The sequence below is a fragment of the Geodermatophilus sp. CPCC 206100 genome (genome assembly GCF_048569675.1).
Lineage (GTDB): Bacteria > Actinomycetota > Actinomycetes > Mycobacteriales > Geodermatophilaceae > Geodermatophilus.
This window is the reverse complement of sequence record NZ_JAQISV010000030.1, coordinates 82,420-93,219: the sequence shown is the minus strand read 5'-3', so window position 1 is coordinate 93,219 and position 10,800 is coordinate 82,420. Positions and strand designations below refer to the sequence as shown.

Annotated in this window: 9 protein-coding genes; 5 read left to right on the top strand and 4 right to left on the bottom strand. The window is 75.2% G+C overall.

The window, feature by feature from the left end; all coding sequences use genetic code 11:
• Positions 1-244: 244 nt before the first annotated feature.
• A complete protein-coding gene (locus PGN05_RS15330; protein WP_419753420.1) occupies positions 245-868 on the bottom strand; it encodes a hypothetical protein in 624 nt (207 codons plus the stop codon).
• Between the two features lie 70 nt (positions 869-938).
• Positions 939-1,949, bottom strand: coding sequence for a transglycosylase domain-containing protein (locus PGN05_RS15325; protein ID WP_419753419.1), 1,011 nt, complete (start codon positions 1,947-1,949; stop codon positions 939-941).
• 61 nt (positions 1,950-2,010) lie between these two features.
• Here PGN05_RS15325 and PGN05_RS15320 point away from each other — a divergent pair, with 61 nt between their 5' ends.
• Positions 2,011-2,625, top strand: coding sequence for a TIGR03086 family metal-binding protein (locus tag PGN05_RS15320; protein ID WP_419753418.1), 615 nt, complete (start codon positions 2,011-2,013; stop codon positions 2,623-2,625).
• Here the strand turns inward: PGN05_RS15320 and PGN05_RS15315 are convergent, their stop codons facing one another.
• The gene (locus tag PGN05_RS15315) at positions 2,626-3,708 is read right to left on the bottom strand and encodes a hypothetical protein (protein WP_419753417.1); all 1,083 of its coding nucleotides are present in this window, start codon (positions 3,706-3,708) and stop codon (positions 2,626-2,628) included.
• Between the two features lie 143 nt (positions 3,709-3,851).
• On the opposite strand from PGN05_RS15315, the gene PGN05_RS15310 reads away from it, so the two are divergent.
• From PGN05_RS15310 to PGN05_RS15300, 3 genes are all read left to right on the top strand, one after another.
• Positions 3,852-5,246 carry a DUF4407 domain-containing protein gene (locus PGN05_RS15310; protein WP_419753416.1) on the top strand — a complete coding sequence of 465 codons (1,395 nt, stop codon included), beginning with the start codon at positions 3,852-3,854 and terminating at the stop codon, positions 5,244-5,246.
• A 90-nt stretch (positions 5,247-5,336) separates the two neighbouring features.
• On the top strand, positions 5,337-6,098 hold the full coding sequence (locus PGN05_RS15305; RefSeq protein WP_419753415.1) for an enoyl-CoA hydratase/isomerase family protein: 762 nt from the start codon (positions 5,337-5,339) through the stop codon (positions 6,096-6,098).
• Between the two features lie 257 nt (positions 6,099-6,355).
• The gene (locus PGN05_RS15300) at positions 6,356-6,658 is read left to right on the top strand and encodes a DUF3303 domain-containing protein (protein ID WP_419753414.1); all 303 of its coding nucleotides are present in this window, start codon (positions 6,356-6,358) and stop codon (positions 6,656-6,658) included.
• A gap of 79 nt (positions 6,659-6,737) precedes the next feature.
• On the opposite strand, the gene PGN05_RS15295 is transcribed toward PGN05_RS15300, so the two are convergent.
• On the bottom strand, positions 6,738-7,364 hold the full coding sequence (locus PGN05_RS15295) for a hypothetical protein (RefSeq protein WP_419753413.1): 627 nt from the start codon (positions 7,362-7,364) through the stop codon (positions 6,738-6,740).
• A 166-nt stretch (positions 7,365-7,530) separates the two neighbouring features.
• Here PGN05_RS15295 and PGN05_RS15290 point away from each other — a divergent pair, with 166 nt between their 5' ends.
• Complete coding sequence (locus tag PGN05_RS15290; RefSeq protein ID WP_419753412.1) at positions 7,531-10,800, top strand: SNF2-related protein; 3,270 nt, start codon at positions 7,531-7,533, stop codon at positions 10,798-10,800.

The following is a 10,800-nucleotide window of genomic DNA, read 5'->3' as shown; positions in this document are numbered from 1 at the left end:
TCCTCAACGACCTCCTCGGCCTCGACCTGATCGGGCTCGAGGGCGTCGACGTCCGGGGTCGGCGCATCGCCGGGATCGAGTGCGCGGGGGCGCCCGACCGCCGGGGCCACCTCAAGGGCCCGACGGTGGTCCACGCGGTCGTGGCCGGCCGAGGACCTTCGGGGGGAGCTCGTGCTCGGCCCACCAGGGTGGGCAGAGCTGGAGCTCCCGCAGCGACCTACTCGGGCCGTCCCCGTTGGGCGGGTCAGACGGTCTCGGGCACCCGCAGGTGCGCGACGGCGAGGTCCATCTCGGCGAGGTCCACGATCTTGGCTCCCATGGCGCGGGCGAACTGCTCGCGCAGGGACCGCGCGTGCCGGCGCACCAGCGCCAGCGACTCGCGGCTGTCGAAGCTGGTCGCGCTGACCGTCCGCCCCTGGCGCCGGTCGACGAGCATGCTGACGCTGCAGAAGCCGGGCAGCTCCTGGAGCTTGGGCAGCAGGTTGATCCGGTAGGCGGCGAGCAGTTCGTCGACGTGGTCGGGAGCGACGCGGGCCCAGGTGAGCTGCGCGCCGGCGCCGTCCCCGGCCGGGCGCTCCCGGTGCAGGACCGCGATCTCCCACTGGTGGACGTCGGCCCGGGTGCCGCCGATGGTCTGGACGAGGCGCTCCTGGACGGTGCGGTCCTCCTCGGCGGTGGCGCGCATCGCGCGCTCGTCGGCCCACGCCGTCGCGACGACGAGGCGGCCGTCGTCCGGGTCGGTGAGGACGGACATCCCGACGCACTCCTCGGTCCGCTCGACCGCCGGCAGCACCTCCTCGCGGAGGTAGGTGACGCCCTGCTCGATGCGGTCGGGGTTGCCTCGGATGCTGGTGGATCGCGCGTACAAGCGGCTGCTCCTCCCGGGCGGGGGTGTGACGCCGCTCACCTTCCCGGCCGCCCGTCAGCCGGGCAAGCAGTCAGGCGCTGCCCTCCGCGGCGATGAGGTCGGCGACCTCCTGCGGCCGGGTCGAGCAGTCGTCGTCGGCGGGCGGCTGGTCGGCAGCGAGCCCCTCGATGCCGAGGTCCTCGACGGGCTGGAAGCCGAGCCGGTCGAGATGACCGGGCACCCGGTTCTGCGCGTTCACGACGTGCGAGCGGGACAGCCAGCCGAGGCCGTCCTCGACGTCGAAGTCGAGGCCGCCGCCCGGGGCGCGGCGGACGTGCCCGGGCGAGGGGAGGAGGCCGACGATCTGCACGGCCTGCTCGACCGGGAGCTCCTGCGGCGGGGTGTCGAAGTAGTACCAGCTCGCCGCGCAGACGCCGTAGATCGTCGGGCCGAACTGGGCGTAGTTGACGTAGAGCTCGAGCATCCGCCGGTCACTGAGGGCGAACGACAGCTCCACGGACAGGCCCGCCTCGACCGCCTTGCGCCAGGCGCTCATCTCCTGGTTGAGGAACAGGTTCTTGGCGACCTGCTGCGGGATGGTCGAGCCGGTCGGGTCCTCCTCGCCGGCCAGGTGCGCCTGCGCGCGGTCCCACAGCTCGTCCCAGGCGAAGGCGCCGGAGCGGTAGGGCAGCTCGGCGTCCTCGTGCGCGACGACCGCGGCGAGGAAGTTGCGGGAGACGTGCTCGATCGGTACCGACTGCTGGAGAGCGCCGGCGGGGTTGGCCGCCATGAACGCGGTGGTCGGCGGGTCGATCCACTGCAGGGACAGGACCACCAGCGCCTGGACGACGACGACCGCCGCGAGCCCCGTGCCGAGGCGGCGGGCGAGCCGGCGGGGCGGCCGCGGGGCGTCGGGACGCCGGTCCTCGTCCGGCCGGTGCCGGCGCGCCGGCCGCTCCTCCTCGGGGGCGTAGCGGTACGGGTCGTCTCCCGCGGCGTACCGGTCGGGGACGTCGGATCGCGTAGGTGGCGGGGCTGCCGGCCGGTCGGTCATCCGCCAGCGGCGGGTGAGGGTCCGGCGGTCCGGCGGGACGTGGGCCATGGGTCGGGGACTCTCCCTGGTCGACGAACCGTCATGCTACGGCTACCCACGGTGCGGCGCGGTGAGTTCCGGACCACTGTTCGGTCTCCCTCGCATGGAGACGATGCAGATCGACCTCGGCGCGCAGGCCGAGGTGCTCAAGCGCGTGGTGGCCGGCGTCCGGGACGAGCAGCTCGGGGATCCGACGCCGTGCCCCGACATGACGGTGGCCACGCTGCTCGACCACGTCGCCGGGCTCGCCGTGGGGCTGCGGCTGTCGGCCGAGAAGACCCCGGACCCCTCGCCGCCGCAGCCCAGCGCCGACCACCTCCCGCCGCAGTGGCGCACGGTCATCCCGGCCGAGCTGGACGCGCTGGTCGCCGCGTGGCGCAAGCCGGAGGCCTGGCAGGGCGAGACCGCCGCGGGCGGCGTGGCCATGGCCGCGGTCGGCATCGGCCTGGTGACCGTCGACGAGGTGCTGGTGCACGGGTGGGACCTCGCCGTCGCCACCGGTCAGGAGTTCGAGGCCGACCCGCCGGCGGTCGACGCGGCGACGATGTTCGCGGCGGAGGTCGCGGCCGGGCCGGTGGAGCCGGGCCTGTTCGGCCCGCCGGTGCCCGTGCCGGACGACGCCCCGCCGCTGCACCGGCTGCTCGGCCTCACCGGCCGCGATCCGAACTGGCGCCCGCCGGCCTGATCAGCCGACGACGAAGGCGGTCGACCGGGGGCCGTCGCCGTCGATGCACGCGCCGGTGACGACGACGTCCCCGTCCTGGCCGAGCGGGGTGACGGCCCCGAAGACCCCGGTGCCGTCGCACAGCTTCACCGCGCCGACCCGTTCGCCGCTCGCGAGGTCGATGGTCACCAACTCGGCAGGATAGGAGAGGTCGGCCAGCGGCACGGAGGCGAGCCGGCCGTCGGGGGAGACGACGAGGTCCAGGGCGGTGTCGCCGGCGCCCTCGAGGTCGGCCGACGTCCGCAGCGCGCCGTCCACCACGCTGACCAGCCGCCCGGTGGCGCGGGACTCACCGAGGTGGACGGCGGCGACGGCGGTGCCGTCCGCGGTGACCTGCAGGCCGGTCCCGGTGCTCTCGCGCTCGCGGACCAGCTCGACCGGCTCGCCGACCGGCCGCAGCGCCGCGTCGAGGGTCACCAGCTCGGCGCCGGTGCCGCCGGCGGGTCGGGGGGCGGCGACGAGGGCGGCGAGCCCGCCGTCGGGGGTGGGGGCGAGGTGGGTGACGGGTGCGGGCGCCGTGCCGGTGCCGGTGACCGCGCCCGTCGCGACGTCCACGGCGGTGATCGCGGGGCCGCGGGCGGCGTAGAGGGTGCGGCCGTCGGTCGTCAGGGCGGCGGCGTCCGGCCGACCGCCCTGCCAGGGGATGGCGGTGGGCTCGGCGGCGCGGGGCGGCAGGGTGAGCAGCGCGTCGTCCGCGACGAGGACGGTGCCGTCTGGCGCGACGACCAGCTGCGCGGTGGCGGAGACGGCGGGCACGGCGCGGACGCCGACCGCCGTCGGCCCGGCCTCGCCGACCGTCAACTCGACCAGCCAGCTCTGCGGACTGTCCGGAGCGCCGAGCAGGGCGACCGGCGTCCCGTCCGGGGCGGAGGCGAGGTCGTAGAGGACGACGTCGCTGCCGACGGCGTCGTCCAGGTCGACGGTGCCGACCAGGTCGCTGGTGTCCAGTGCCGGGCTGCCGTCCCCGCGCCGCTCGTCGGCGGTGCACCCGGCCGCCGCCAGGACGAGCGCCACGGCCGCGGCGGTGCGGCGAGCGACGGGCACGGCGGCTCCCGGACGTGGGGGAGCCGAAGCGTGCGCGTGGTGCGTGACCGGCGCAACCTGCCGGTCCGCCGCCGGGACTGCCGATAGGGCAGGAGAGGCGGCGGACAGACCACGACCCCCGCTGCCCGGGGAGATGCGTACGCATGGCTCGACAGCGACGACTCGGGGACGGGTTGGCGACGCTCGGTGGAGCACGCCCCGACGTCCTGGAGGCGGCGCCCGGAGCGCGGCCGCGGTTCGTCGCGCTGGGCGGCGTCCTGCTGAGCACCGGGGGGCTCGCCGTCCTGTCGGCGGCGTTCGCGGTGCACATGGCGCTGGGCGTGTGGTGGCCGTTCGCCCTGGTCATCGGCCTGGGCTGGGGCGCCGTCGTCGTCAACCTGGACCGGATGCTGCTGGTCGGGATGGCGCACGACGCCTCGCTCAAGCGGAACCTGGCGCTCGCCGTTCCGCGGGTGGGGCTGGCCTTGGTGCTCGGCGTCGTCGTCGCGACGCCGCTGACGCTGCAGGTGTTCCACAAGGAGATCGACACCGAGATCGTGGCGATGCAGGCGGAGGCCGCCGACGCCTACCGGACGTCGCTCGAGTCTGACGCGCGCTTCGCCGGCCTGCCGGCGCTGCAGGAGAAGGTGGCGACGCAGGAGTCGGTCGTCGCGTCCGGGGGTCAGAGCGACCCGGCGCTCGCGCCGGTGCACGCTTCGGTGGCCGACCGGCAGGCCGCCTACGACGCGGCGCTGGGCACCCAGCGGGAGCTCGAGGCCAAGGCGCAGTGCGAGCTGGACGGAACCTGCGGCACCGGTGACGCGGGCACGGGGACGGCGTACGTGCAGGCGCGGGCCGCCGCGGACGCGCAGGTCGCGGTGGTCGCCTCGGCGCGGTCGGAGCTGGACGCGGCGGTGGCTGCGGCGTCGTCGGCCGAGGCCCGGAGTGCCCAGCTGGCGGCGTCCTCGCTGGACGGCGACCGCGCCGAGCTGGAGCGGCTGACCGCGGAGCAGGACCGCCTGCAGGGCGCGTTCGACGCGACCAACGAGGGGTCGGGCGGGATCCTCGCGCGGCTGGAGGCGCTGGACCGGCTCGGCGACGAGAACGCCACGCTGGCGGCCGCGCAGTTCATGCTGTCGCTGCTGTTCATGTGCGTGGAGATCCTGCCGGTGCTCATGAAGCTGCTGCTCAACTTCGGCCCGCCGTCGGCCTACGACCGGCTCGCCGCGCTGCGCGACTCCGGGGACGTCGAGGTCGAGGAGATGCAGAAGGAGTCGCGGCTGGTCGTCGCCGCCGCCCGCGAGGAGCTGCTGGTGATGGCGGAGAAGGACCGGATCGACCGGCAGAAGGAGGCCATCGCGGGCCGGCGCCGGGCGGCCGAGGCGCTGGTCGCCGAGCAGGCGGCACGGGCCGCCGCTGGACCGGTCGCTCCTGCCGAGGCGCCGTCCGCTGCGGAGCCGGTGCGGCCGTGGGACACCGGGCCGATCCGCCTGGCCCGCGCCGCCGCCCGGACGGTGAACTCGGTGCGCCGGCGTCCGACGGACCGCGTGCCCGCCTGATCCTCGCGGCCCTCCCCGGCCCCTCCGTGGTCTGATGCCCTCCGGGTGTCAGCCGGCGGAGGGGCCGGTGGCGTTGCTGGGGGTGTGCTCGTGACGACTGACTCGGGTTCGACGTCGGGCGAGGTGCTGCTCGAGGTGGACGGCGCGGTGGCGATGGTGACGCTGAACGCGCCGGAGCGGCGCAACGCGCTGACGCCAGAGATGGCGCGAGAGCTGATCGCGGTGTTCGACGAGGTGGACGCGCGGCCGTCGATCGGGGCGCTCGTCGTCCGGGCGGTGGGGAAGTCCTTCTGCGCGGGCGGGGACATCGCGACCCTGACCGCCGCCGGCCGCGACCCCGCTGAGCCGTCGGCGTACGAGGGGATGTCGGCGATCTACGACTCCTTCTACCGGCTGGGGCAGGTCCGCGTGCCGACCGTCGCCGCGGTGCGCGGGTCGGCGGTGGGCGCCGGGATGAACATGCTGCTGGCGACCGACCTGCGGATCGTGGCGTCCGACGCCCGGCTGCTGTGCGGATTCCTCAAGCGCGGGATGCACCCGGGCGGCGGGCACTTCGTGATCCTGTCCCGGCTGATCGGCCGCGAGGCAGCGGCGGCGATGGCGCTGTTCGGCGAGGAGGTCTCCGGTGCCCGCGCCGCCGAGCTGGGCTTGGCCTGGGAGGCGGTGGACTCCGACGCCGTGGAGCCGCGCGCGCTGGAGCTCGCCGCCCGCGTCGCCGCGGACCCGGAGCTGGCGCGGGTGGCGGTGGGCAACTTCCGGCGCGAGGTCGCCGGCGGCGCGGTGAGCTGGGAGGTCGCGACGCAGTTCGAGCGCTCGGCGCAGATGTGGTCGATGCGCCGGTCCGCCGGCTGATCGTTCCGGGGATCCGCCCGGGCCCAAGCCTCGGCGCGCGGCCCGCTCGGCATGCCTCTGCACGGTCGGTGTCCGGCGGGCAACCGGTACGGAGGATCGCCGAAGACCGGCGCGCCGCCGCGGCGAACGGGCTTGATCACCGCGACCCGCGGCGGGAGCCTCCCGACCGCTCCCCGCCGTCGCCCGGGCCCCGCCGGCACCAGCGGCCGGATCTCGGGTGGATCGGCCGGAGCCCTGTCCACCGAGGGAGGTTCGAGATGAAGTACCTGTTGGAGTGGAAGAACCGGAGCGGGGCGTCCGCGCAGGAGAACCTGGCGTCCTTGAAGCGGTCGCTCGAGGTGTTCGGCAAGTGGACGCCCGCCACGACCGTGCACCAGTTCCTCGGCCGGGTCGACGGGGCGGGCGGCTTCGCCGTGATCGAGTCCGACGACGCGTCCGCCGTCGCCAAGGACTGCGCGATCTTCTCGCCCTACCTCGAGTTCACCGTGCACCCGGTGGTCGACATCCAGGAGGGCGCCAGGCTGCTCCAGCAGGCGGTGGACTTCAACGAGACCGTCTGAGGTCCCCGGCTGATGCGCCCGGCGCCGTTCCGGACCGGGGTCCGGGACGGCGCCGGCCGGGCGGGCGGGGCCGCCGGGCTCAGACGGTCTCGGGCACCCGCAGGTGGGCGAGGACGAGGTCCATCTCCGCGACGTCCACGATGTCGATGCCCATGGACTGCACGGCCTGCTCTCGGACCATGCGGGCCTGCTCGCGGGTCTGCTCCATGGCCGAGCGGCTCTCGAGGACGACCGTCCCGACGGCCCGGCCTCCCTCGCGGTCGACGAGCAGGCTGAGGCTGCAGAAGCCCGGCATCTCCTGGATGCGCGGCATGGTCCTCGTGCGGTAGATGTCCAGGACCTCGTCGATCCGGCCCGGGTCGGCGCGGGACCAGGTGACCCGGCAGCAGGCTCCGTCGCCGGTGGTGTGCTCGCGGTGCAGGACGGCGATCTCCCACTCCTGGACCTCGGGGTCGCCGGTGGCACCGAAGCGCTCCATCATGCGCTCGCGCATGGGGTGGACGCGTTCCGCGCTGGCCTGCATGGCCATGCGGTCCCGCCAGGCCGAGGTGGCGATGCACCGGCCGCTCTCGCGGTCACACATCATGGACAGGCCGACGCAGCCGTCCATGTCGCGCATCGCCGGCCAGACCTCGTCGCTCATGTAGGCGGTGGCCTCGTCGATCCTCGCGGGGTCGCACATCAGGGTGGTGGAACGGGCGTACATGTCCCGGCTCCTCTCGGACCGGCGGCAACACCCCTGCGGCATCGCCGCACGGGCCGAGCGTCCTCCCCGACAGCGGCGGACGACGGTGCCGAACGTCCCGCGCTACGGAGACCGGCCCCTGTGGACGAACGGTCACCCGTGCCCGGCCCGCCGCTAACCTCGGGCCGTGCGGGAGGAGCTGGGACCGGCGCTCACCGACGGGCTCATCCGCCGCTCGGTCGGTGACCAGGCCTGGCTGCGGGGGGCCGCGTACGCACGCGAGGGCCGGGTCTCGGAGCTCTCCTCCCTCCGCGCGACCGGACGGGTCGAGGGCGTGGTGGCCGGCAGCCAGGGGCGGCGCTACCGGACGGTGGCCGAGTACGACGGCACCGAGCGCCGGTGGTGGGGGGAGTGCAGCTGCCCGGTCGGCCTCGACTGCAAGCACGTCGCCGCGCTGCTCGTCGCGGCCCGGCGGACCCTGTCGCCGGCCGGGGCGTCCCGCGCGCCGGACTGGGAGCTCGCGCTGGCCGATCTGCAGCCCGCCGTGCCGGCCGGTTCGGGCGCGGGCACCCCGATCGCCCTGCAGTTCGACGTCGAGAGAGCGAACCGCCGCACCGGCGCGGCGGAGGTGTCGGTGCGGCTGCGCCCGGTCGTGCCCGGCCGGAACGGCCGCTGGATCCGCACCGGCGTGTCCTGGCGGACCCTGCCCTACGACTGGGCGGGGCAGCGCGACCCGGCGCACGTCGACGCGCTGCAGGGGCTGCACCGGGCGCACCGGGCGGCCGACGAGGGCGCCGGCTCCGCCTACTCCTACGGCTCCGTTGACGTGCCGGTGCGGCTCGAGGAGTTCGGCCCGGAGCTCTGGCCCGCTCTCCAGCGGGCCGTCGACGAGGGCGTGCCCCTCCTGACCGCCCGCGGCGGCGCCGTCTCGGTCGTCCCCGAGCCAGGCGCGCTCGCCGTGGATGTGCGCCGGGACGGCGAGGCGGGCCTGCGGGTCGAGCCCGTCGTCGACCTGGGCGACGAGGTCAGCGTCCCGGCTGATGCGGGGCTGCTGCTGGGCAGCCCGCCGCACGGCGTCGCGCTCCTCTCCGGCACCGACGGGCTGCCGGAGGGCCTCGTCCCGGCCGACGGCCTGGTCCTCGTCCCGCTGCAGCTGGTGCCGCGGCAGGTGGAGCGGCTCGTCACCGGCGGTCCCGTGCGGGTGCCCGCGGCCGACCGTGCCCGCTTCCTCACGCACTTCTACCCGGCGCTGCGCCGCGCGCTGGCGGTGCGCTCCTCCGACGGCTCGGTGGAGCTGCCCGAGGTCCTGCCGCCGCAGCTGTGCCTGTCCGTCGAGCACGCGCCGGGCCACCGGGCCCGCCTCACCTGGTCGGTGCTGTACCGCACGGGCGACGACGTCCGGCGGGTGCCCCTGGCTCCGGGCCGCCCGGAGGCCGGCCGCGACGGGGGCGCGGAGGACCGGCTGCTGCGTGCCCTGCCCGCGCCGCCGGACCGGCTCCTGCGGATCTGGCACGTCGGCGCATCCCCGCGGCCGGTGCCGGTCGCCGAGCTGGCGGGCGTGGACGCCGCCGTCCTCACGACCGAGTTCCTGCCCCGGCTGGCCGCTGCGGGCGTGCTCGTCGAGGTGACCGGGGAGCCGCCGGACTACCGGCGGACCGAGGCCGCGCCGGTCGTGTCCGTGTCGGCCACCGACGGTGGTGGTAGGGACGGCGACTGGTTCGACCTCGGCGTCACGGTCACCGTGGACGGCGAGGACATCCCCTTCGCCCCGCTGTTCGCGGCGCTGGCGGCGGGGGAGGAGTTCCTGCTGCTGCCCAGCGGCACCCTGTTCGACGTCCGCCGCCCGGAGCTGGACCGGCTGCGCAGGCTGATCGACGAGGCGAAGGCGCTGCAGGAGGCCGACGGCCCGGGGTTGCGGATCAGCCGGTACCAGGCCGGGCTGTGGGACGAGCTGGTGGAGCTCGGGGTCGTGGCCGAGCAGAGCGAGCGGTGGGCGAGCGACGTCCGGACGCTGCTGGACGTCGACGACGCGGCGCCACCTGCGGCGCCGGCCGGGCTGGCCGCGCAGCTGCGCCCGTACCAGGTGCAGGGCTTCCAGTGGCTGTCGGTGCTCTGGGACGCCGGGCTCGGCGGGGTGCTCGCCGACGACATGGGCCTGGGCAAGACGCTGCAGACCCTGGCGCTGGTCTGCCGGGCGCAGGAGGCGGGGGAGCTGACCGCACCGGTGCTGGTCGTGGCGCCCACCAGCGTGGTGTCGAACTGGGCGCGCGAGGCGGCCCGGTTCGCGCCCGGCCTCGCCGTCCGGACCATCGAGGCCACCGGCCGCAAGCGCGGCACGTCCCTGGCAGAGGCGGTCGAGGGCGCGGACCTGGTCGTCACCTCGTACACGCTGCTGCGGCTGGGCGAGGACGAGTACCGCGCGCTGCCGTGGAGCGGGCTGGTGCTCGACGAGGCGCAGTTCGTGAAGAACCACCAGGCCAAGACCTACTCCGCCGCGCGACGGCTGCCCGCGCGGTTCAAGCTGGCGATCACCGGCACCCCGGTGGAGAACAACCTGATGGACCTGTGGTCCATGCTCTCGATCGTCGCGCCCGGGCTGTTCCCCAGCCCGCAGCGGTTCACCGAGCACTACCGGACGCCGATCGAGCGCGGCGGCGACGCCGAGGCGCTGGCCGCGCTGCGCCGGCGGATCCGGCCGCTGATGCGCCGCCGCACCAAGGAGCAGGTGGCCGCCGAGCTGCCGCCCAAGCAGGAGCAGGTGCTCGAGGTGGCCCTGACCCCCAAGCACCGCAAGGTCTACGACACCCACCTGCAGCGGGAGCGCCGCAAGGTGCTCGGCCTGGTCGACGACCTGCAGTCCAACCGGTTCACCATCTTCCGGTCGCTGACGTTGCTGCGGCAGCTCGCGCTGGACCCGGCGCTGGTGGACGACAGCTACGCCGGCGTCGGGTCGAGCAAGGCCGACGCGTTCCTCGAGCACCTGCAGGAGGTGGTGGCCGAGGGGCACCGCGCGCTGGTGTTCAGCTCGTTCACCGGCTTCCTGGGCACCGTGCGCGGGCGGCTGGACGCTTCCGGGTTGCCGTATGCCTACCTCGACGGGCGGACGCGCGACCGGCAGCGGGTGATCGATTCGTTTCGTTCCGGCCACGCTCCGGTGTTCCTGATCAGCCTCAAGGCCGGCGGGGTCGGGCTGAACCTGACCGAGGCGGACTACGTCTTCGTGCTCGACCCGTGGTGGAACCCGGCGGCGGAGGCGCAGGCGGTCGACCGCACCCACCGGATCGGCCAGGACAAGACGGTGATGGTCTACCGGCTGGTCGCCGCGGACACCATCGAGCAGAAGGTGATGGCGTTGCAGGAGCGCAAGCGCGACCTGTTCGCCCGGGTGCTGGACGACGACGGCGGCGCGCTGTCCGGTGCCCTGACGGCCGAGGACATCCGCGGATTGTTCACCTGA

What these genes read in the sequence shown, in the direction of transcription:
- PGN05_RS15325 (WP_419753419.1), bottom strand. Translation starts at nt 1,949, where the DNA reads ATGGCCCACGTCCCGCCGGACCGCCGGACCCTCACCCGCCGCTGGCGG.
- PGN05_RS15310 (WP_419753416.1), top strand. Translation starts at nt 3,852, where the DNA reads ATGGCTCGACAGCGACGACTCGGGGACGGGTTGGCGACGCTCGGTGGA.
- PGN05_RS15300 (WP_419753414.1), top strand. Translation starts at nt 6,356, where the DNA reads ATGAAGTACCTGTTGGAGTGGAAGAACCGGAGCGGGGCGTCCGCGCAG.
- PGN05_RS15295 (WP_419753413.1), bottom strand. Translation starts at nt 7,364, where the DNA reads ATGTACGCCCGTTCCACCACCCTGATGTGCGACCCCGCGAGGATCGAC.